The organism is Stenotrophomonas sp. CS3K5, from assembly GCF_059515225.1.
On the sequence record NZ_JCAKRX010000009.1, the window covers coordinates 173986 to 196215 of the forward strand.

The window sequence follows — 22230 nt, forward strand, 5'->3', positions numbered from 1 at the left end:
GCAGGACTACAGCAACCCTTCGCGCTTCACCGCCAGGTAGCGCTCCACCAGCGCACCGGGCAGGGCGTCGGCGGTCACGTCCAGCACCATCACCTTCTCGCTGCGCAGCGCCTCGTGCGCCTTCGCGCGCTGTTGCAGGTACAACGCGGCGGCACCGGCCTGGGCTACGTCCTCCAGCGTCTGCACCCCACCCTCCATCGCGCCGTCCAGCTCGCGCTCACGCAGGCTGGCCACGCACACCAGGTGGCGTTTCTGCAGCAGGCGCACCGCCGCCAGCAGATCCTCGATGTCTTCGTCGCGCACGTTGCTGACCAGCATCACCAGTGCGCGCCGGCGCTGGCGCAGCGACACCTCGGTGGCGGCGGCCAGGTAATCGGTGGCCACCGCGCGCGGCTGCAGGTCGTAGCTGGCACGCAGCAGGTGCTCGACCGTGCCCATGCCACGCTGCGGCGCCACCCAGCGGCGCTCGCCGCCGGCGGCGAACAGGCCGGCCGCATCACCCTGGCGCAGCGCCAGGTACGCCACCACCAGCGAGGCGTTCAACGCATGGTCGAAGTGGGACAGTCCACCTTCGCTGGCCAGCATGCGCCGCCCGCTGTCGAGCATCAGCAGCAGCTGCTGGTTCTTTTCGTCCTGGTACTCGCGCGAGATCAGCTTGCGCGCCCGCGCGGTGGCCTTCCAGTCGAGCTGGCGCAGGCTGTCGCCCACCCGGTACTCGCGCATCTGATGGAAGTCGGTGCCTTCACCACGGCGACGCTTCACGTGCGCACCGACCAGCCGCGAGGCCTGGTCGGCACTGAACAACGCAAAGCGGGTGAGCGGCACGAAGTTTGGGTACACGCGCACGTCCAGCGCCGGTGGCAGGGTGCGCTGCTGCCACCACAGGCGACATGGCGAGCGCATGCGCACGTGCACGCCTTCGAAGCGGAAGTGCCCACGCTGCAGCGGCTGCAGGTGGTAATGCAGGGTGGAGGCGGTGCCGGCCTGCAACCGCACGCGCTGCGGCAGCGATTCCAGCGGCCAGCCGCCCGGCACCAGGTCGAACACCTGCACGGTCATCGCCTGCGCTGCCTGCAGGCGCAGCGCGGCCTCACGGCGAACGCCCAGCGCCAGCGCCTCGGGCAGTTCGCGCTGCACCTGCGGCGATGGGCGCCGCCATTGCCGCCACAAGTCCAGCACCGCCAGCGTGGCCACCACCAGCGCCGCCAGTACCCAGCTCCAGGACGGCAGCCATCCGCCCACGACCAGGCCGCCCAGTGCAGCCCAGCCCAGCAACAGCGCCAGCAGCAGCGGGGCCGGCCTCATCGGCGCGGTGCTTCCACCTTGGCCAGCAGCGCGCCCAGCACGTCGTCGGCATCCTGCCCTTCGATCTGCAGTTCCGGTGCCAGCGCGATACGGTGGCGCAGCGCCGGGCGTGCGATGTCGCGTACGTCGTCCGGGGTGACGAAGTCACGACCGGCCAGCACGGCCTGCGCCCGCGATGCGCGCACCAGCGCGATGCTGCCGCGCGGGCCAGCGCCCACCGCGATGCCCGGCCACTGCCGGGTGGCGGCGACAATCCGCACTGCGTAGTCGATCACTTCGTCATCGATGCTGATCGCCGCGGTGGCACGCTGCAGTTCCAGCAGCTCGCCGGCTCCGAGCACGCGCGGCACCTGGCTCAGATCGAAATCGCTGGCGGCGCGGCCACGAGTGATCGCGGCCACCATGCGCCTTTCGTCCTCCAGCTGCGGGTAGTCGATCAGCACCTTCAACAGGAAGCGATCCAGCTGTGCTTCCGGCAGCGGGTAGGTGCCTTCCTGCTCAAGCGGATTCTGCGTGGCCAGCGCCATGAACGGCGGTGCCAGGGTGAAGGCCTTGCCTTCGATGGTCACCTGGCCTTCCTGCATCACTTCCAGCAGTGCCGACTGGGTCTTGGCCGGTGCGCGGTTGATCTCGTCGGCCAGCAGCAGATGGGTGAACACCGGCCCGCGGCGGATCTTGAAGCTCTCGCTCTTCGGGTCGTACACGGCGTGGCCGCTGACGTCGCTGGGCATCAGGTCCGGGGTGAACTGGACGCGGCCGTAGTCCAGCTCCAGCGCCTGGGCCAATGCCCGCACCAGCAGGGTCTTGCCCAGCCCGGGCACACCCTCGATCAGCACATGGCCACCGGCCAGCAGGGCCACCAGGATCTGGTCCAGCACGTCGGCCTGGCCGATGAAGGCATGGCCGACGGCCTGGCGGATGGCATCGACGCGCTCGATCAGGCGGGCGTGGGCCGCTGCCGGCAGTTCGGGAACTTCGGTCATAGCAGGGATCTCATCTGGAGCAGCAAGCGGATGCGCTCGCGCAGGGCGGAGGAATCATGCGGTGGTGGCGGGGTCAGTGCGCTGGCAACGCGGCTGCGCGGCCAGGCCAACAGTTCGGCGATGGCCTGTTCGCGCGGTGCGCCCTCCAGTGCGGCGGCGACCGGTGCGCGCAGGCGCAGGCGATGCAGGAACAAGGCGTGCACGGCGTCGTACAGGCGCGCACCCTGGCCGAAACGCAGCAGCAGTTCACCGCTGGCGCGCACGTGTTCCAGCAGCGAGCGGCGCTCCAGCACCGGCGATGGCAACAGGCTGCCGAAGCGTTGCGAGCGGCCCCACAGCCAGCCCAGGATGGCCAGCAGCAGCGGTACCCACAGCGGCCAGCCCTGGTAGAACACGCGAGCCCACAGTGACGGCGGGCGGCTGGCGTAGACCAGCCAGACGCTGCCTTTGCCGTAGTTCGGATCAAGCAGGTAACGGGTCAGGTCGCGGTGCGCACGATCGTGCAGTCCGTCGCTGGCGTTGCCGGCGGCGGCCGCCAGGCGCGCAGCAGGCGAATCCACCTCGCCGCGCATGAATGCCATGTCGGCCAGTACGCTCACCCGGCCCTGGCCATGGCGCAGGCGTGCGAACACCAGGTCGTGATCGCTGCCCCAGCGACGCTCGGCCTGCGCGCTGGCGGCAAAGCCCAGGGTGAAGCGCCTGCCCGTGCAGAATTCCACGTGGCCGGGATCATCCTGCACATGAAACGGCTGGCACTGGCTGCGCTGGAACAGGCTGTCCACGCCCAGCTGGTCCAGCAAGGGGCCCTGCGTGCTGCCGGCGTCATCTTCGGCCGGCGGTGGGGTGCGCACCAGCAGATGACCTCCTCGCCCGGCCCAGGCCAACAGCGCACGCGCCACCGGTGCGGGCAGTTCGCTGCTGTCCTGCAGCAGCACCACCGTGTCGTGCCGGCCCAGTGCCATCTGCTGCAGCTCCAGCCGGGGCCGTGCATGCACCTCGATACCGTCGGCGCGCAGCGCCTGGCCGAGCACATACAGCGGGTTGTAGGCGGCCTCGCCCTGCGCGGGCAGCGTGATGGTCTCGGTCACGCGCTCATGCGTGCGCAGGTAGAGGATGGTCAACGGCACGCCAAGCAGCACCAGCACACCCAGCAACAACGACCAGAACAGGCGCGGGCTCATGCCTGCCACCGGTACTGCTGGCGCAGCGTTGCGGCCAGCGCGTCGAAGTCGCTGCGGTTGGGCAGGCGGCCACCATAGGCGGCGTACTGCCACATGCGCACGATGCGCGCGAACAGGTCACGGTCGGCAGCCTCGGGCATGCGCCGCGATGCGCGCAGGCACTGCGCTTCGGTGGCGCCGGGGGGCAGGGCGATGCCGCTGCGCTCACCCACGGTACGCACGCTGGCGCGGTACAACAGGGCCAACGCCTGCCGCGGCCGCCCCTGGTCCCACAGCAGGCCGGCCTGGGTGGCCACATCCGGTGGCAGCACGGCCGGCAGTTCCAGGTGATCTTCCACCACTTCTGGCGCGGCAACGACCTTGCGCCGGCCACTGCCACGCAGCCACGGCAGCCACACCCGGGCGCTCAGCAGCAGCACCAGCAACAGCACGCCCAGCAGACCCCACAGGCCCCACTCGGCCAGGCGCGCCAGCCAGGCGATGCCGCTGCTGCGGGCCTTGCGCTCACCGGTGTTGCGGCTGTCGCGCTGCAGCGCCTTGTCGTCCTTTTTCTTTTCCTCGGCCTGCTCGATCGGTTTCCAGTGTGTGACCTGGCGCGTCGGGCGCTGCAGTGGATCTTCATAGGCGCGGCTCACCGCCTGGCGGAACCCTGCGGTATCCACCGGTGCGGTGCCAAAGATGGTCGCCGGGGCGTTGGCCGGGTCATTGTCGGCCGTGGCGGCTTCCTCGTCCGGCGTCTCGTCCAGGCCCGTCTCGCTGGCCTCTTCTGCGCTCTGCGCTGCGTTCTGCGCGTGCACCGGCCCGACCGCCAGTGGCAGTGCCAGGCACAGCAGCAGGGCCAGCGTCGGGGCGACCGGCAGCAGGCGCCCACGCAGGCGGCGCAGCGCGATCTCCACGTCCCAGGCTTCCATCTGCGTGCGCCGGTTCAGATACAGGCCGAAGCCGGCACCGACGAAGAACGGGCCGATCAGCACCGAGGCCAGCCAGCACACCAGGTTGAAACCGAAGCGTGCCCAGGCCGGCGTGTCCTTGCCGATCATGTCCCACGCCGCGCGCCAGGATTCGGACATCAGCTCCAGCGGCATGAACATGAACACCGCGCCGATCGCGCCGGAAACCAACACCGCTTCGAACACCATGCACAGCACCGTCAGCGCCGTCGCGGCACCGGCCGCACCGGCGGCCACCGCGCGGCGGCGGGGGCCACGCTGGTTCGGCGCATTGCCTTCCAGCAGGTTCACCGGCAGGCACAGGCTGCGCAGCACACTGAAGCGGCGCCAGCCGAGGTAACCCCAGAATCCGCTGTGGCCCCAGCTGTGTTGCGCGCGCAGGGCGCCCACCGCCGTCACCGGTTCGCCGAAGATGCCGCGCGACAGCACGTACAGAGGCGCGCGCTCGAACAGCGGCTTGCACCACCACATGGCCAGCCACGCCCAGCCGAAGGCATCCAGCCACCAACCCACTGCATTGAAGATCACGAACAGCGGTGCACTGGCCAGCAGCCAGCTGCCCCATACCGCGCGGGCATGGCGGCGGGCCAGGGCGCTGCCCAGCTCCATCGCCTCCCAGCCGCTGCGTGCACGCAGCACCACGTCCAGGCGGTCAATCCGCATCGCCGCCTCCGCGCCCGCCACGCCACAGCCAGAGCAGCACGCCGGCCCACAACACGCCGGCCACGCTGAACTTGCCCCATGCCGGTACTTCGGCAATCGACGACCAGAACGCCTCGATGAACGCCGCCACCAGCAGCATGAAGGCCACGCCCAGGCACAGCCGCGCGCCGATGCGTCCGCCTTCGACCAGCGCGTCCAGGCGGCTGCGCCGGCCCGGCGCCAGCAGCTTCATGCCCAGCTGCAGGCCGGCGCCACCGGCAATCACGATGGCGGTGAGTTCGAAGGCAGCGTGGCCAACCACGAAGCGCCAGAACGGGTCGCCGTGGCCGATGTGCTGCAGGTGACCGGCCACCGAACCGAAGATCACGCCGTTGAACAGCAGCACCAGCAGCGTGCCCAGCCCGGCCAGCAGGCCGCTGGCAAAGGTGCGCAGGGCGATGCTGGTGTTGTTCATGATGTAGTGGCCGAACATCATCCAGTCGGTGCCGCTGTCGCGGCCCAGGCGCTCGGCGGCCGGGTCGTACATGCGCTCCATCTCGGCGATCTGGCGGTTGTCCATCAGCTGATGGATCAGGTCCGGGTAGAGCTGCACCAGCACGAAGCAGGCCACGGTCGGCAGCGCGAACATCGCCAGTGCCACGCCCATGCTGCGCGCCTGGCTGCGCACCAGCTGCGGGAAGCCGCCGACCAGGAATTCCAGTGCCGCACGCCAGCGAGTGGGCGGCGTGCGGTACAGCGCGCTGTGCCCGTGCTGCATCAGCTGCTGCAGGCGCTGTACCAGCTGCGGGCTGTAGCCACGCTCGCGGGCCAGGGCCAACTGTTGGCACAGGCGCCGGTAACGTTGCGGGAAGGCGGTATCGTCCAGGGCCAGTTCACTGGCCTGGCGGCGCCGGCGGCGCGACACACCTGCGCGCAGCCGCAGCCATTGCTCCAGGTCCTGCCATTCCTGCTGGTAACGGGCGACGAACTGCTCCTGCTTCATCGCCGCCCCAACAGCCAGTTGGCCATTGCATACAGGCGCAGCACGCCCACCTGGCCGTGGGTACCGGTGAGGGGTTCGGCAATGCCGGCCAGCTCCTGCTGGCGTGCCGGCGACAGCCGCGGCGCGCGCTCGGCGAAGGCCAGCACCGCGGCCTGTTCCTCCGGCCGCAGCGGCTGCGGCGGTACCAGCACGCTGTCGATGGTCGGGGGTGGCGGCAGGTACAGCGCCGGCGCGTGCACCACCACGGTGCCGGCCACCAGGTCGCCGAGGCGCCGGCCATGCGCGTCGAACAGGCTGCTGACCAGGCCCAGTGCATAGCCGAACGGCAGCATGTCCACGGTGCGCAGAAGGTTACGGGTGATCGCCGCCATCCAGCCCACCGGCGCGCCATCGCGGGCGAGCACGCGCAGGCCCAGTGCGCGCTTGCCCAGGGTGCGGCCCCACAGCGCCTCGCAGATGATCGGGTAGAGCCAATAGACCAGGAACATCAGCGCCAGGTAGAGCCCGGAGCCGAACTCGTCCAGCAGCGCGAGCGGAAACGACATCACCACCAGCACGGCGAAGCGTATGCCGAGGTCGACCAGCCAGGCCATCGCCCGCGGCACCGGGCCGGCGGCCGGCAGCTGCAGCGGTACACCCTCCGGCGTCACCACCTCGCGGTAGGTGTCGAGCATCGGGGCGGCCATCAGCAGCGTGGCCTGGGGTGTGGGTGCGGGAGTCCTCTCCGGCAGGCAGCCACGGGCATGGGCGTCTCGACAGGTCCTGGTCGGGCCCAGACTTTAGCAGAGCCGCGTGGCGCTGTTGCCCGCTCAGGCCAGGTACTGGTCCTTCAGCCGCACGTAGTGGTCGGCCGAGTAGTGCAGCGATTCGATCTCCTTGTCGCTGAGCGTGCGTGCCGGACGTGCCGGGTTGCCGACCCACAGCTCGCCTTCGCCGACCACCTTGCCCGGGCCGACCACCGCACCGGCACCCACGAACGCATGGCGTTCCACCCGGGCACCGTCGAGGATGCAGGCGCCCATGCCGATCAGGCTGTAATCACCGATGGTGCAGGCGTGGATGATGCAACCATGGCCGACGGTCACGCCTTCGCCGATCAGGGTCGGGTAGCCGGCCTTGTTGTACGGGCTGTGGTGGCTGACATGGATGATGGTGCCGTCCTGCACGTTGGTGCGCGCGCCGATGCGCACGTAGTTGACGTCACCGCGGATGACCGTGCCCGGCCACACCGATACGTCGTCGCCCAGTTCCACGTCACCGATGACGGTGCAGGCCGGATCGATGTACACGCGCTCGCCGAGGACGGGCATCTTGTCGCGGAAGGGGCGCAGCGGGTTCATCGGTGTCTCCGGAAATCAGGTCGTTCGCGACGATGATACGCGGCAGAAGCATCGGTAGTGCCGGCCGCTGGCCGGCAACCCCATGAGCCCGACTGGATTTCCGCGATTGCCGGCCAGCGGCCGGCACTACCAGAAGCAGGTGCGGCCGCTCAGGTTGGCGCGTGCTCGGCCAGTATCTGCCGGAACAGCGCGTCCAGCCAGGCGCTGTCGCCCTGGCCGGCCGGAAGCTGCGGGGCTTGCGCGGCGCGGGCGGCCATCGCATGGTCGATGTACTCGCTGAGGAGTGCGATGCGCGGGCGGGCGGTGACCTCGGCGCTGGCGCGCTTGACCACCAGCAATGCGTCGATGGCGTCGCGCACCGGGCCGTCCGGCAGCAACCGGTCCAGTAGATCCTCGAAGGCCATCGGCGGCGGCGTGGGCTCGCTCTCGATCCACTGGCAGGCAAGCAGGGCGCGCAGCACATACAGGTACTTCTTGGTGCTGATGGCGGGCTCACCCAGGTGGCGGCTGTGCGTGGTCCTGGCCATGCTCATGTAGTGCCACCAGCTGCCCAGGGGCGAATAGAAGCGTTGGGCCGCTTCCCACAACTGCGACACCGCAGCGTGATCCTGCTGGTAGATGATCGGCGAACGCAGCCATTCGATCAGTGTCGGATTGGATTTTGAGACCAGCCGCAGTGCCTTGCGCAGGTCCCAGCCGCTGACGTCGAGCTCATCGTCGATCGGCAGTTCGATCACATCGCGCTGCGCTTCGCCGGGACCAGTGCTTTCGTTGACGCTGAGATACCACGGCTGGCGATGCACGTAGATGAAGCGCGCGTCGTAGTCGCTGTCCGGCGAGGAAAAGCCCCAGCCGCGGCTGCCCGATTCGCAGGCCAGCAGCACGCGCACGTCGTGGCGCCGTTCGATCTCGGCCAGGGTGGAAAGGATGGCGGCGCGCTTGTCCGGCGCGATCGGGTGGATGTCGTCCATGCAGTCGTGTTGGTAGTCGAGCGTGCTCGACTGTAACGCAGGTGTGCATCGCTGCGCCCGCCGGGCATGGCCCGGCGTTACCGGCGCAGGGGGGCGACATTCGCCGGCGAGGCCTGGCGGGGTGGCGCCGGGCCGTGCCCGGCGAACGCGATCACGGCTCGTAGCTGTACCCCATTCCATACACCGAACGGATCGGATCTTCGTCCATGCCGGCGTCGGCCAGCTTGCGGCGCAGGTTGCGCACGTGGCTGTCGACGGTGCGGTCGACTACCACCCGATGGTCCAGGTACAAGCGGTCGAGCAGTTCATCGCGCGCCCAGATCCGGCCCGGCGTGGCCAGCAGGGTGCGCAGCAGGCGGTACTCCACCGGGGTCAGGTCCAGCCCCTTGCCGTTCCAGGTGGCGCGCGCGGCCGGCTCATCGATGCACAGGCCGGCCCTGGCACGCGTGGCCGGATCGGGACGGTAGCGGCGCAGCACCGCCACCACCCGCGCCACCACCTCGCGCGGGCTGAACGGCTTGCAGATGTAGTCGTCGGCGCCGATCTCCAGGCCCAGCAGGCGATCGATCTCCTCCACCCGCGCGGTCACCATGATCACCGGTACATCGCTGCTGGCGCGCAGTTCGCGGCACAGGTCCACGCCATCGCGCTGCGGCAGCATCAGGTCCATCAGCACCAGGTCCGGCTGGTAGCGCGCAAACGCCTCGATCACCTGGCCGCCGTCGTCCACCCAGTGGCTGGCCATACCGGCGGCGGCCAGGTAGTCGCGCAGCACCGAGGCCAGGCGCGGCTCGTCCTCGACAATCAGGATCTTCGCGGCGTCGGCGGGGGACGTGCTCATGCAGGCTCCGGCAGGATGATGACCACGCGCAGGCCACCCAGTGGCGACGGTTCGGCGTGGATGTGGCCGTGGTGGGCGAGGATGATGTTGTGGCTGATCGCCAGGCCCAGCCCACTGCCGCCGCTGGCGCGGTTGCGCGAGCTCTCCACCCGGTAGAAGCGCTCGAACAGCAGTGCGCACTTGTCGGCCGGCACGCCCGGCGCGGTGTCTTCCACGATCAGCTGCACGCCGGCCGGCACGCGCGCAGCCTGCACGTGTACGTGGCCACCGGTGTGGGTGTAGCGCAGCGCATTTTCCAGCAGGTTGGCCAGTACCTGCTGCAGGCGCCGTTCGTCACCGGACACTTGCAACGGCGTGGCGGGCAGGTCTTCGTCCAGTGCCAGACCTGCATGGGCGAAGCGCACACGCATGCCATTGAGCTCGCTGCGCAGCAGTGCGCCCAGGTCCAGCGGCGCGAAGCGGTAGGCCAGGCCGCCGGACTGGGTCATCGACAGGTCATGCAGATCGTCGACCAGCTTGCCCAGCTGGCGGATCTCACCCTGCAGGGCGCCGAGGTTGGTGCGGTCCAGCGGGCGGATGCCATCTTCGATCGCCTCCAGCTCGGCGCGCACCACCGCCAGCGGTGTGCGCAGTTCGTGCGAGATATCGGCGATGAAGGCGCGGCGGTTGCGTTCGGTATCGTCCAGCGCCTGCGCCATCCGGTTGAAGTCGTTCACCAGCGCATCCAGTTCATCATCGCTGGTGCGCTCGATGCGGGTGGCGTAATCGCCGGCGGCCAGACGGTGCGTGGCCGCAGCCAGTTTGGCCAGGCGCTGCCGCAGCGCGCGCGAGACCAGCCAGGCCAGCAGCACGGTCACCAGCAGCAGTGAAATGCCGATCACCCACCAGGCGCGCACCTGGGTGTTGTAGAAATTCAGATCGTTGGTGGCGATGACGGTCTGGAACGGCACCATGCCCAGCCAGCCCACGGTCTGCCCATCCACCTGCACCGCATGCGGCTCGTCATCGCTGGTGGCGTCCGGGTTGCCGGCCACCCAGCGGTGCTGCGCATCGAACAGGCCCAGCCGCGAGGGCACGCCGGTCTGGTCGGACAGCGGGGGCACCGGGCCTTCGTGGCCATGGGCCAGATCCGGCCGCAACATGCGTGCCCAGCGATCGGCATTGCCGCGCAGATGCTCCCAGCCGCTGTGCTCGCGGAACTCGCGCTGCAGGTGCGGCATCAGGCGCTGCATGCGCAGGTCGCCCTGGTCGTTGAGGTAATCCAGGAAGCCGGTCTGGAATGCCACGCGGCTGGCAATGCCGTTCACTGCCAGCACCAGCAGGCAGGCGGTGAAGATCGCGAGGAAGGTCTTCGCGGTCAGGCCGAATGTGAGTCGAATCTTCGCCATTGCCGGGCCATTAGCGGCGCATGTAGCGCTGAAAGCAAGCGCCAGCTGAGCCGGTCGCACAATCTCCATATTCTCTGCACAGTTTCACGGCAGCGTGCCGGGGTCAACGCAAGGCCCCCACGCCCCCCATGCCACTCCTGCGCCCGCTTTTCCGTACGTCCCGTCCACTGCTGTTGCCCCTGCTGCTGGCCCTGGCGGCCTGCTCGGCAGGCAGGACCGACGCCCCGGCCACGCCCGAGGTCGGCGTCATCACGGCCAGTGCGCAACCGCTGGCGTTGCAGCAGACGCTGCCGGGCAGGGCGGTGCCGTTCGAGATCTCCGAGGTGCGCCCGCAGATCGGTGGTCTGATCCGCCAGCGGCTGTTCACCGAAGGCCAGCAGGTCAAGGCGGGGCAGCTGCTGTACCAGGTCGATCCGGCGCCCTACCAGGCAGCGTTCGATACCGCCCGTGGCCAGCTGGCGCAGGCCGAGGCCACCGTGCTGTCGGCGCAGCCGAAGGCCGAGCGCACCCGCGCGCTGCTGGGCATGGATGCAGCCAGCAAGCAGGATGCCGACGATGCCACCTCGGCATTGAAGCAGGCACAAGCCAACGTGATTGCAGCGCGCGCGGCAGTGCAGGCCGCGCGCATCAACCTCGACTACACCCGCGTGACCGCCCCCATCGACGGTCGCATCGGCACCTCCAGCGTGACCGCTGGTGCGCTGGTCGCCGCCGGCCAGGACGCCGCGCTGGCCACCATCCAGCGGCTGGACCCGGTGTACCTGGATGTCACCCAGTCCAGTACGCAGATGCTGGCGCTGCGCAAGCAGCTCGACGCCGGCCTGGTGAAGGCCATCGATGGCAAGGCGCAGGTGAAGGTGCTGCTGGAGGACGGCAGCACCTATGCGCATGAAGGCACCCTGGAGTTCGTCGGCAGCGCGGTCGACCCGGGCACCGGCAACGTCGTGCTGCGCGCGGTCATTCCGAACCCGGAGGGCCTGCTTCTGCCGGGCATGTACCTGAAGGCGGTGCTGCCGATGGCCACCGACGCGCGCGCGCTGCTGGTACCGCAGAAAGCGGTGCTGCGCAACGAGCGCGGCGAGCCGCTGCTGCGCCTGCTCGATGCCAGGGACCACGTGGTCGAGCGCCGGGTCAGTACCGGCCAGGTAGTCGGCAACCAGTGGCAGATCACCGACGGCCTCAAGGCCGGCGAACGGGTGATCGTCAGCAACGGCAGTGCGGTATCGCTGGGCCAGCAGGTCAAGGCGGTGGCGGCCACGACGGCGCAGCTGGCAGCGATGCCGGCGATCGACCCGACCGGCAACACCGACGAAACGTCGCACTGAGGCCTGCCACGCATGGTTCGTTTCTTCATCGACCGGCCGATCTTCGCCTGGGTGATCGCCATCGCGGTCAGCCTGCTCGGCCTGCTTGCGATCCTGATCCTGCCGGTGGACCGCTATCCGCAGATCGCGCCACCGACCATCACCATCCGCGCCACCTACACCGGCGCTTCATCGCAGACCGTGGAAAACGCGGTCACCCAGGTCATCGAGCAGTCGCAGCAGAGTCTCGATCACCTGATGTACATGACCTCCACCAGTGCCTCCGACGGCTCGGCGCAGGTCAACCTGGTGTTCGCCACCGGTACCAATCCGGATACGGCGCAGGTGCAGGTGCAGAACCAGCTGCAGGCCGCCATGGCCACGCTGCCGCAGGCGGTGCAGCAGAACGGCCTGACCATCACCAAGTCCAGTGGTTCGATCTTCGAGGTGCTGTCGTTCACCAGCGAAGACGGCAGCATGGACAACTTCGACGTTGCCAACTTCATGGAAGCGCGCATCGACGACCAGATCAGCCGCGTCAGTGGTGTCGGTAACATCCAGCCGATCGGCCAGGAATACGCCATGCGCATCTGGCTGGACCCGGAGAAGATGCGCCAGTACGCCTTGATGCCCTCGGACATCGAGAGCGCGCTGCAGGCGCAGAACACCGATGTCTCCGCCGGTGAACTCGGCGGCCAGCCGGCGCTGAAGGGCCAGCAGCTCGACGCCACGGTGACCGCGCGCAGCCGCTTGCACACCCCTGAGCAGTTCGCGCAGGTGGTGCTCAAGGCCGATGCCAACGGCAGCGTGGTGCATCTGGGCGATGTGGCGACGATCGGCCTGGGTCCGGAGAGCTACGACAGCATCAGCACCTTCAACGGCAAGCCGTCGGCGTCGCTGGGCATCGAACTCAATGCCGGTGCCAACGCCATCGCCGTGTCCAAGGCCATCGATGCACGGCTCCAGCAGCTGCAGAAGTACTGGCCGCATGGCTACACCGCCCACGTGGCGTTCACCACCACTCCGTTCGTGACCATTTCGCTGAAGGAAGTGGTGATCACCCTGATCGAGGCGATCATCCTGGTGGTGCTGGTGATGTACCTGTTCCTGCAGAACTGGCGCGCCACCCTGATCCCGACCATCGCGGTGCCGGTGGTGCTGCTGGGCACGTTCGGCGTGCTGGCCGCGTTCGGCTATTCGATCAACACGCTGACCATGTTCGCGCTGGTACTGGCCATCGGCCTGCTGGTGGACGATGCCATCGTGGTGGTGGAGAACGTGGAACGGGTGATGACCGTCGAAGGGCTGGCGCCGAAGCCGGCCACGCTGAAGGCGATGGGCCAGATCACCGGTGCGCTGGTCGGCATCGTGCTGGTGCTGACCGCGGTGTTCCTGCCGATGGCGTTCTTCAGCGGTGTCACCGGGGTGATCTACCGCCAGTTCTCGGTGACCATTGCTGCAGCGATGATCCTGTCGGTGCTGGTGGCGATGACCATCACCCCGGCGCTGTGCGGCAGCATCCTGCACCCGATTCCCAAGGGCGGGCATCCGCACGGCGACCACGGCGGCGAACCGAGCCTGCTGGGCAAGTTCTTCATCTGGTTCAACCACCGTTTCGAGCGCACCTCGAACGGGCTGCGTCGTCGGGTGGATGGTTTCCTTGGCCGGCGCACGCTGGGCGTGCTGTTCTACCTGGTGCTGAGTGTGGTCACCGGCCTGCTGCTGTGGCACCTGCCGGGCGCGTTCCTGCCTGATGAAGACCAGGGCATGCTCAACGCGCTGGTGAAGCTGCCGGCCGGCGCCACGCTCGAACAGACCCGTGCGGTGATGGACCGCCTCAGCGCAGCGGCGGTGAAGGATGACAGCGTGCTGTCGATCCAGGCCACCGCCGGCTTCAGCGTGACCGGCAGCGGCCAGAACGTCGGCCAGGCCTTCATCCGCCTGAAGGACTGGGATGACCGCAAGGACGATGCCGATACCATCGCGGCACGGCTGACGCAGGCGATGGCCGGCGTGCCCGATGCGCAGGTGTTCATCACCTCGCCGCCGGCCATCCTTGGCCTCGGTGATGCCGGCGGCTTCACCCTGGAACTGCAGGACGAAGGCGGTGCCGGCCATGCGGCCGCCGTGGCTGCGCGCAATACGTTGCTGAAGGAAGCCGCCAGGGATCCGAAGCTGGTCAACGTGCGCTATGCCAGCCTGGAAGACGCGCCGGTATACGCGGTGAAGGTGGACGACGCCAAGGCACAGGCGATGGGCGTGAACCCGCAGGACATCAATGACACCCTGAATGCCGCGCTGGGCGGCGACTTCGTCAACAACTTCATCTACAAGGGCCGCATCAAGAAGGTGTTCATCCAGGGCACCGCCGAAGCGCGCATGCAGCCGCAGGACATCGAGCGCTGGAGCGTGCGCAACCAGGCCGGGCAGATGGTGCCGCTGTCATCGCTGGTCAGCGCGCACTGGACCAGCGCACCGGCCGCACTGCAGCGCTACAACGGCATCTCGGCGATGGAGATCACCGGCCAGCCGGCGCCGGGCGTCAGCTCCGGTGAGGCGATGGCCGAGATCGCGCGCCTGGCCGACACATTGCCGGAAGGCTTCAGCCACGCCTGGTCGGACATGGCCTACCAGGAACAGCTGTCGGGCAACCAGGCGCCGATGCTGTACGCCATCTCGCTGCTGTTCGTGTTCCTGTGCCTGGCCGCGCTGTATGAAAGCTGGGCGGTGCCGTTCGCGGTGATGCTGGCGGTGCCGGTGGGCGTGTTCGGCGCGGTGCTGATGATGAACCTGCGCGGCCTCAGCAACGATGTGTACTTCCAGGTCGGCCTGCTGACCACGATTGGCCTGGCGGCCAAGAACGGCATCCTGATCGTCGAGTTCGCGCGCATCCTCGAACAGCAGGGCAGGAGCACCCGCGAGGCGATCCTGCAGGCGGTCTACCTGCGGCTGCGGCCGATCGTGATGACTTCGCTGGCGTTCCTGATGGGCGTGCTGCCGCTGGTGTTCGCCAGCGGCGCCGGCTCGGCCGCACGTCGTTCGCTGGGCACCGGCGTGGCCGGCGGTACGGTCGCCTCGATGGTTCTGGGCATGTTCTTCGTGCCGTTGTTCTACCTGCTGGTGCGCCGCCTGTTCCCGGGCCGCGCGCCGGCCGAAGCCACTGCCGCGGCGGCAAGCCCATGAAGCCGATGCTGCTGCGCGCCCTGGCGGCCGCAACGATGACCACCGTGCTCGGTGGCTGCGTGAGCATGGCCCCGCATTACCAGCGGCCCGAGGCCCCGGTGCCGGTGCAGTTCGGCAATGCCGCCACCGGCGAGGCCGACCCGGCGTTGGCGATGCCGGCATGGCGCGAGGTGTTCCTCGAACCGCGCCTGCAGCAGGTGATTGCGCTGGCGCTGCAGAACAACCGCGACCTGCGTGTGGCGGTGCTGCAGGTGCAGAAGGAGCGCGCGCAGTACCGCATCCAGCGCGCAGCGCTGCTGCCATCGGTGGATGCCAGCGGCAGCGTCACCCGTTCGCGGGTCAGTGATGCCAACAGTGAGACCGGGGCCACCCAGGTGACCGAGTCCGACGCGGTGCAGGTCGGCATCAGCAGCTGGGAGCTGGACCTGTTCGGGCGCATCCGCAGCCTGAAGAACGAAGCCCTGCAGAACTGGCAGGCCAGTGCCGAGAACCAGCGTGCGGCGCGCACCAGTCTGGTGGCGGAAGTGGCCACGGCATGGCTGACGCTGGCCGCCGATGGGCAGTCGCTGGCATTGACGCAACAGACGCTGGACAGCCAGCAGCAGACCCTGCAGCGCACCGAAGCCCGTCATGCGCAGGGGCTGGCCTCGGGACTGGACCTGTCGCAGGTGCAGACCAGCGTGGAAGCCGCGCGCGGCGCGCTCGCCAAGCTGCAGACGCAGCAGGCTCAGGATCGCGATGCATTGCAGCTGTTGGTGGGGTCGCCGCTGGATCCGGCCCTGCTGCCGACCGCGCAGGCGCTGGAGGGCAGCGTGGCACTGGCGCCGTTGCCGGCCAACCTGCCCTCTAGCGTGCTGCTGCAACGCCCGGACGTGTTGTCCGCCGAACACGCGCTGCAGGCGGCCAATGCCGATATCGGTGCCGCACGCGCGGCGTTCTTCCCCACGCTGGCCCTGACCGCCAACTACGGCCACAGCTCTGCCGCGTTGTCGACGCTGTTCTCGGCTGGTACCCGTGGCTGGTCGTTCGCGCCCAGCATCACCGCGCCGATCTTCCATGCCGGCGCACTGAAGGCCTCGCTGGATGCCTCGAAGATCGGCAGGGACATCGGCATCGCGCAGTACCAGAAGGCGATCCAACAGGCGTTCAGTGAAGTGGCCGATGCGCTGGCCACGCGCGATCACCTGACCGCGCAGATGGACGCGCAACGCGCGCTGGTGGCTGCCAGCCAGCGCAGCTACACGCTGGCCGATGCGCGTTACCGCACCGGGCTGGACGGCTACCTGCAGTCGCTGGACGCACAGCGCAACCTGTATGCCGCGCAGCAGGACCTGATCGCGTTGCAGCAGCAGGAGGCGGGCAACCGGGTGACGTTGTTCAAGGTACTGGGCGGCGGCGCCGACGCACGGTAGCGCGTTCGCCAATGTGGGTGCGTCTTCCGCTCCGGTGGGTGCCGGTCTTGGTCGGCACCCACCAGAAGCAGGTTCGACCGCTTACGCCACGCGCCCGCGTCGCGCGCGTTCCAGGTGCACCAGCAGCAGCGAGATCGCCGCCGGGGTCATGCCCGGAATGCGCTGTGCCTGGCCGATGGTCTGCGGGCGCACGCGCTCGAGCTTCTGCAGCGCTTCGGCCGACAACCCGCGCACCGTCGCATAGTCGAACGCCTCGGCAATCGGCGTGGCTTCATGCCGCTGCTGGCGCTCGATCTCTTCGCGCTGGCGGTCCAGGTAGCCGGCGTACTTCACGCCGATCTCCACCTGTTCGGCCACCTTGCCGTCGGCCACCGCCGGGCCCAGCGACGGCACCTGCATCAGCTGCGCGTAGTCCAGCTCGGGACGCTTGATCAGGTCCAGCACGTTGGTTTCGCGGCTGACTGCCACGCCCAGCGTTTCCTGCACTTCACGGCCCAGCGCATTGGCCGGGGTCGCCCACAGCGCGCCCAGCCGCGCACGCTCGGCGGCGATGGCGGCCTGCTTGGTTTCGAACGCGCTCCAGCGGCGGTCGTCGACCAGGCCCATTTCGCGGCCGGTCGGGGTCAGTCGCTGGTCGGCATTGTCCTCGCGCAGCTGCAGGCGGTACTCGGCGCGACTGGTGAACATGCGGTACGGCTCGTTGGTGCCGTGGGTGATCAGGTCATCCACCAGCACGCCCAGGTACGCCTCGTCGCGACGCGGGCACCAACCATCCAGCCCGCGCACCTGGCGTGCGGCGTTGAGGCCGGCCAGCAGGCCCTGCGCGGCGGCTTCCTCATAACCTGTGGTGCCGTTGATCTGGCCGGCGAAGAACAGGCCGTTGACCAGTTTGGTCTCCAGCGAGGCCTTCAGTCCGCGCGGGTCGAAGAAGTCGTACTCGATCGCATAGCCGGGGCGGGTGATGTGCGCGTTCTGGAAACCGACGATGCTGCGCACCATCTCCAGCTGCACGTCGAACGGCAGCGAGGTGGAGATGCCGTTGGGGTAGATCTCGACGATGCCCAGGCCTTCGGGTTCGACGAAGATCTGGTGGCTGGCCTTCTCGGCGAAGCGCACCACCTTGTCTTCGATGGACGGGCAATAGCGAGGACCGATGCCTTCGATCTGGCCGCTGTACAGCGGCGAGCGGTGCAGCGCGTCGCGGATGATCTGGTGGGTCTGTTCGGTGGTGTGGGTGATCCAGCAGCTGACCTGCTGCGGATGCTCGTCCACCGAACCGAGGAAGGACATCACCGGCCGCGGCGTGTCGCCGGGCTGCTCGTCCATCACGCTGTAGTCCAGCGAGCGGCCATCGATGCGCGGCGGCGTGCCGGTCTTCAGGCGGTCGACCTGGAACGGGCGCTCGCGCAGGCGCGCGGCCAGCGTGGTGGCCGGCGGATCGCCCATGCGGCCGGCGGCGTACTGGGTCGGGCCGACGTGGATCTTGCCGGCCAGGAAGGTGCCGGCGGTCAGCACCACCGCCTCGGCGTCAAAGCGCAGGCCGGTCTGGGTGATGACCCCGCGCACGGCGTCGCCTTCGATGACCAGGTCATCCACGGCGGCCTGGAACACGGTCAGGTTGGCCTGGCCTTCCACGATGGCGCGGATCGCCATGCGATACAGGTTGCGGTCGGCCTGGCAGCGGGTGGCGCGCACGGCCGGGCCCTTGGAGGCGTTCAGGGTGCGCCACTGGATGCCGGCACGGTCGGCGGCGTGGGCCATGGCCCCGCCCAGGGCATCGATCTCCTTCACCAGATGGCCCTTGCCGATGCCGCCGATGGCCGGGTTGCAGCTCATCGCGCCCACCGTTTCGATGTTGTGGGTCAGCAGCAGGGTGCGCACGCCGGTGCGGGCTGCGGCCAGCGCGGCTTCGGTGCCGGCGTGGCCACCGCCGATGACGATGACGTCGTAACGATGGAAGGACGGGTTCATGGAGGCTGTTCAGCTGGGGGCGGGCGCGACCGGGGGCGGCGCCGGGGTGGCGATTTTAGCGCCAATCGGGGTGGCGTCGTCGGCGCCATCGGGCCGGCGACGAAATCAACACTAAAGTTGGCAGGTTTTTTGCGGATAACCCAATAGCACCCACCGTGGCTGGCGCCGCAGGCGCCCGTGACCGGAATTGGAACAGGGGCCGGTACAGGCGCACGGTGGGGGAGCAGAGGGCCGGCAGTCGGGGGACTGTCCGGCCCTGTTTTTTTGCGGGCGTGCCGGGCACACAAAACAAACGGCCCCGCAATGCGGGGCCGTCTGCCATCAGAGGTGCCGACATCCGACAGGGCCGGAACAGGGGGGATCCAGATGTTCCTGTCGGATATCGACGTAGAGCTGTTTGCGACGGCCCATGTCGTTTTTGTCACTTTGTGACGCGGGCCGTCACTGTCCCCGTAGATTGCGGCTTGGACCGTGTGAAATGCAAGACGGTTCAGCGCTCAAGTGTGCGCTGCGTCCCACGATCCATGTTGCGCCAGGGGGAACCGTTCATCCTCGGCGCGCTCGGTGCTGGCGCCGGGCGTGCCGGCGGCGCCGGTCGGGGCATGTCCGCCTGCGGCGGGCGACGCATCGAGTCCATGTTGCGCCAGGGCGAACCGCCATTGTTCGGGCGCGGCGGCGGCCGATGCTCGCCCCCGTTGCCCGGCGGACGCGGCGGCGGCCGGTGGTTGTGCGGCGGGCGGTAGACCGGGCGCGAGTAGTACGGATAGCCGTAGCCGCCGTAATAGCCGCCGTAGCCTCCGTAATAGGGGCCGTAGTTGTACGGATAGCCGGCCGGGTAGCGGTACTCCACCGACGGCGCGCCGTGGTAGTAGCTGCCACTGCGTCCGCCGCCGACGTAGTCGTAGGTGGTGCAGCCGGTCAGGGCCAGCAACAGGCCACCGGCAAGCAACAGGCGCGTTTTCATCGTGGGTCCCCCCAGAGGACGGGTGTGAGGCCAGCTTCATGCGCGGGCATTGAATCGGCCCTTAATTCCACCGGCCAGGATGAATGGAGGCGAAGGCATCCATGCTGGCATGACCTGTGCCGGGGTCGCCAGCGTGGAGCCATACGTTAATCTTGCGTCATGAGCGATTCACTGTGGCCCCGAGTCGAAGACGTCCTGCTTGCTGCTGCGAGGATCGCCCCGCATGCCAGCGTGACCCCGGTGCTGCGTTCGCGCACGCTCGATGCGCTGACGGGCGCGCAGCTGGCGTTCAAGGCCGAGCATCTCCAACGCGGCGGCGCGTTCAAGTTCCGTGGTGCCTGCAACGCGGTGTGGTCGCTGGATGCTGATCGCGCCAGCGCCGGCGTGGTCACCCATTCTTCCGGCAACCACGGCGCCGCCCTCGCGCTGGCCGCCCGGACCCGGGGCATTCCCTGCCATGTGGTGGTGCCGGAAGGCGCGGTCGCGGCCAAGCTGGCCAACATCGCCCGCCACGGCGCCACGCTCTGGCATTGCCCGCCGACCATCGCCGACCGCGAGGCCACCTGTGCCAAGGTGCAGGCCGATACCGGCGCAACTCTGGTCCATCCCTATACCGACCCGGCGGTCATGGCCGGGCAGGGCACCGCCGCATTGGAACTGCTGCACAGCGACGGTCCGTTCGACGTACTGGTGGTTCCGGTGGGCGGCGGGGGGCTGGCCAGCGGCACCGCCCTTGCGCTGCAGCATGCCAGCCCGCAGACCCGGCTGGTGCTGGCCGAGCCGGCCGGTGCCGATGACACGGCGCGCTCGCTGGCCGCCGGCGAACGCCAGGGCGCATTCACTCCGGACACGATCTGCGACGGCCTGCGCACGCTGATCGGTGCGCCCAACTTCGCGTTGCTGCGCGCTGCCGGTGCCGAGGTGATCGTGGTCGATGACGCGGCCACGATGGCCGCGATGCGCCTGCTGTGGGAGGTCCTCAAGCAGGTGGTGGAGCCGTCTTCGGCCACCGTGCTGGCGGCGGTACTGGCGCAGCCGCAGCGCTTTGCGGGGCTGCGCGTGGGGCTGGTGTTGTCCGGCGGCAATGTCGACCTGCCGGCACTGCGCTGGGGCGCGCCATGAGTCGCGACCGGCAGCGGCGGCGTACCGGCCTGCTGGGCTGGATCTGGCGGCTGTTCGTGGTGCTGGTGATCTGGCTGCTGGGCGTGACCGCCTGGATCGTCTGGATCGGTGAGCGTGACCAGGCGGCCAAGGCCGACGCCATCATCGTGCTGGGTGCCGCCGCCTATGACGCCAAGCCGTCACCGGTGTTCGAGGAGCGCATCCGCCATGGCCTGGATCTGTATGACGCCCGCTACGCGCCGCTGCTGATCTTCACCGGTGGCTATGGCGGCACCGGTGCGCGCTTCTCCGAGTCGCAGGTGGCAAGGCGTTACGCGCTCAAGCATGGCGTGCCGGACGACGCGATCCTGATCGAGACCGCCTCGCGCAACACGGTACAGAACCTGGTCGAGGCCAAGCGGCTGATGGACCAGCGCCATCTGCGCCGGGTGATCATCGTCAGCGACCCGTTGCACATGGCGCGCGCGCTGCGCCTGAGCAAGGCGCTGGGCATCGATGCGCTGGCCTCGTCCACGCCGAGCACGCGCTTCCGCAGTTTCCACACCAGCTGGCGCTTCCTGGTGCAGGAGATCTACTTCTTCCACCGCGATCTGGTGCGCCCGCCGCTGAGCTCACCGGCCAATACCTGAGGGCCGGAGCCTGGCTGAGCTGGGTGCCGACCAAGGTCGGCATCTACCAGAGCGATTCGCGTTCGGCGTGGCATGCGGTAGTGCCGGCCGCTGGCCGGCAGATGCCCACCATGGAAACGTGAGGTTGCCGGCCAGCGGCCGGCACTACCAGGCCGTCAGGTCTGCTTGCGCCGGATCGGAATCGCCGACACCGGCACCGAGGCCACGTCATGGCCTCCTTCGCGGATCGGCGCGCCAGGGTCCGGCGCCCAGGCGTGGGCGTAGATCACTTCCCAGCTGCTCGGCAGCTTGCCGTCGGCGCGACGCATCGGCTCGTACGCCGCCGCGGCGGCGGCAAAACGACCGCGCCCGGTCAGGGTATGGCGGCGGTCCACGCGGGCGTTGGTCGCGCCCATCGCGCGCAGCTCGCGCATCAGCGAAGGCAGGTCGTCGTAGGTCAGGGTGAACAGGTCTCGGTCCAGCACCGGGTCGCGGAAACCGGCCATCATCAGCGCGTCGCCAAACTGCGCGATCTGCGCGAATCGGCTCACGTGCGGGCGGTCATCGGCAGCGGCGAAGGCCTCATTGAGTTCGACCAGCGTTTCCGGGCCGAAGGTCGAGCACAGCAGCAGGCCACCGGGCTTGAGCACACGGCGGAAGCCGGCGAAAACGGCCGGCAGGTCGTCCACCCATTGCAGGCACAGGTTGCTGAAGATCACGTCCACGCTGTTGTCGGCCAGCGGCAGCGCAGTGGCGTCACCGCACAGGCGCTGGAACGGCTTCCACCAGCCGGCCTGGCGCTTGGCCTGGTCCAGCATCGGCAGCGCCATGTCCAGGGCGATCACCTGCGCCTTCGGCCAGCGCTTCTTCATCAGCGCACTGGCGTGACCGGTGCCGGCGCCGATGTCCAGCACCACCTCCGGCTTGCGTGCCTCCAGGTAGTCCAGCGATTCGATCAACCGCGACTGCACCTCGCGCTGCAGCGCCGCAGCGGCGTCGTAGCGGGTGGCGGCACGCGAGAACGCGCGGCGGACATGGCGTGCATCGAAGTGGGACGGCATT

The 22230-nt window shown here is 68.9% G+C and carries 18 protein-coding genes; 5 read left to right on the forward strand and 13 right to left on the reverse strand.

Features of this window, described 5'->3' with window-relative positions; translation table 11 throughout:
• Positions 1-6: 6 nt before the first annotated feature.
• From AC5YGJ_RS14560 to baeS, 10 genes are all read right to left on the reverse strand, one after another.
• Complete coding sequence (locus AC5YGJ_RS14560) at positions 7-1305, reverse strand: DUF58 domain-containing protein (protein WP_496186936.1); 1299 nt, start codon at positions 1303-1305, stop codon at positions 7-9.
• The gene (locus tag AC5YGJ_RS14565) at positions 1302-2288 is read right to left on the reverse strand and encodes an AAA family ATPase (RefSeq protein ID WP_496186937.1); all 987 of its coding nucleotides are present in this window, start codon (positions 2286-2288) and stop codon (positions 1302-1304) included. Before AC5YGJ_RS14565 ends, AC5YGJ_RS14560 begins: the two co-directional genes overlap by 4 nt.
• The gene (locus tag AC5YGJ_RS14570; protein ID WP_496186938.1) at positions 2285-3469 is read right to left on the reverse strand and encodes a DUF4350 domain-containing protein; all 1185 of its coding nucleotides are present in this window, start codon (positions 3467-3469) and stop codon (positions 2285-2287) included. Before AC5YGJ_RS14570 ends, AC5YGJ_RS14565 begins: the two co-directional genes overlap by 4 nt.
• Positions 3466-5082 (reverse strand): DUF4129 domain-containing protein, encoded by a 1617-nt coding sequence (locus tag AC5YGJ_RS14575; protein ID WP_496186939.1) that lies wholly within the window; start codon positions 5080-5082, stop codon positions 3466-3468. Before AC5YGJ_RS14575 ends, AC5YGJ_RS14570 begins: the two co-directional genes overlap by 4 nt.
• The gene (locus AC5YGJ_RS14580; RefSeq protein WP_496186940.1) at positions 5072-6064 is read right to left on the reverse strand and encodes a stage II sporulation protein M; all 993 of its coding nucleotides are present in this window, start codon (positions 6062-6064) and stop codon (positions 5072-5074) included. The genes AC5YGJ_RS14575 and AC5YGJ_RS14580 overlap by 11 nt, the downstream gene beginning before the upstream one ends.
• A complete protein-coding gene (locus AC5YGJ_RS14585; protein ID WP_249842540.1) occupies positions 6061-6750 on the reverse strand; it encodes an RDD family protein in 690 nt (229 codons plus the stop codon). Before AC5YGJ_RS14585 ends, AC5YGJ_RS14580 begins: the two co-directional genes overlap by 4 nt.
• A 123-nt stretch (positions 6751-6873) precedes the next feature.
• Complete coding sequence (locus tag AC5YGJ_RS14590; protein ID WP_496186941.1) at positions 6874-7404, reverse strand: gamma carbonic anhydrase family protein; 531 nt, start codon at positions 7402-7404, stop codon at positions 6874-6876.
• 149 nt (positions 7405-7553) lie between these two features.
• The gene (locus tag AC5YGJ_RS14595) at positions 7554-8375 is read right to left on the reverse strand and encodes a nucleotidyltransferase domain-containing protein (RefSeq protein WP_496186942.1); all 822 of its coding nucleotides are present in this window, start codon (positions 8373-8375) and stop codon (positions 7554-7556) included.
• A 151-nt stretch (positions 8376-8526) separates the two neighbouring features.
• Positions 8527-9216 carry a response regulator gene (locus AC5YGJ_RS14600; protein ID WP_249842543.1) on the reverse strand — a complete coding sequence of 230 codons (690 nt, stop codon included), beginning with the start codon at positions 9214-9216 and terminating at the stop codon, positions 8527-8529.
• Positions 9213-10604 (reverse strand): sensor histidine kinase efflux regulator BaeS, encoded by a 1392-nt coding sequence (gene baeS, locus AC5YGJ_RS14605; RefSeq protein ID WP_496186943.1) that lies wholly within the window; start codon positions 10602-10604, stop codon positions 9213-9215. Before baeS ends, AC5YGJ_RS14600 begins: the two co-directional genes overlap by 4 nt.
• Before the next feature lie 128 nt (positions 10605-10732).
• Here baeS and smeA point away from each other — a divergent pair, with 128 nt between their 5' ends.
• The 3 genes from smeA to smeC are packed head-to-tail and all read left to right on the forward strand — an operon-like array spanning position 10733 to position 16503.
• A complete protein-coding gene (gene smeA / locus AC5YGJ_RS14610) occupies positions 10733-11929 on the forward strand; it encodes a multidrug efflux RND transporter periplasmic adaptor subunit SmeA (RefSeq protein WP_496186944.1) in 1197 nt (398 codons plus the stop codon).
• A gap of 12 nt (positions 11930-11941) precedes the next feature.
• Complete coding sequence (smeB, locus tag AC5YGJ_RS14615; RefSeq protein WP_496186945.1) at positions 11942-15091, forward strand: multidrug efflux RND transporter permease subunit SmeB; 3150 nt, start codon at positions 11942-11944, stop codon at positions 15089-15091.
• Complete coding sequence (gene smeC, locus AC5YGJ_RS14620) at positions 15088-16503, forward strand: multidrug efflux transporter outer membrane subunit SmeC (protein ID WP_496186946.1); 1416 nt, start codon at positions 15088-15090, stop codon at positions 16501-16503. Before smeB ends, smeC begins: the two co-directional genes overlap by 4 nt.
• Before the next feature lie 81 nt (positions 16504-16584).
• Here smeC and mnmG read toward each other — a convergent pair whose 3' ends face one another.
• Both mnmG and AC5YGJ_RS14630 read right to left on the reverse strand, forming a co-directional pair.
• Positions 16585-18474: a tRNA uridine-5-carboxymethylaminomethyl(34) synthesis enzyme MnmG gene (mnmG, locus tag AC5YGJ_RS14625; protein ID WP_496186947.1), complete on the reverse strand. Its 1890-nt coding sequence runs from the start codon at positions 18472-18474 to the stop codon at positions 16585-16587.
• A 490-nt stretch (positions 18475-18964) separates the two neighbouring features.
• Positions 18965-19438 carry a hypothetical protein gene (locus AC5YGJ_RS14630; RefSeq protein ID WP_249842549.1) on the reverse strand — a complete coding sequence of 158 codons (474 nt, stop codon included), beginning with the start codon at positions 19436-19438 and terminating at the stop codon, positions 18965-18967.
• Positions 19439-19597: 159 nt separating this feature from the next.
• On the opposite strand from AC5YGJ_RS14630, the gene AC5YGJ_RS14635 reads away from it, so the two are divergent.
• Complete coding sequence (locus tag AC5YGJ_RS14635) at positions 19598-20560, forward strand: pyridoxal-phosphate dependent enzyme (protein WP_496186948.1); 963 nt, start codon at positions 19598-19600, stop codon at positions 20558-20560.
• Positions 20545-21189: a YdcF family protein gene (locus tag AC5YGJ_RS14640; protein ID WP_181358704.1), complete on the forward strand. Its 645-nt coding sequence runs from the start codon at positions 20545-20547 to the stop codon at positions 21187-21189. The genes AC5YGJ_RS14635 and AC5YGJ_RS14640 overlap by 16 nt, the downstream gene beginning before the upstream one ends.
• A gap of 155 nt (positions 21190-21344) precedes the next feature.
• On the opposite strand, the gene bioC is transcribed toward AC5YGJ_RS14640, so the two are convergent.
• Complete coding sequence (gene bioC, locus AC5YGJ_RS14645) at positions 21345-22229, reverse strand: malonyl-ACP O-methyltransferase BioC (RefSeq protein WP_107232504.1); 885 nt, start codon at positions 22227-22229, stop codon at positions 21345-21347.
• Position 22230 lies beyond the last annotated feature (1 nt).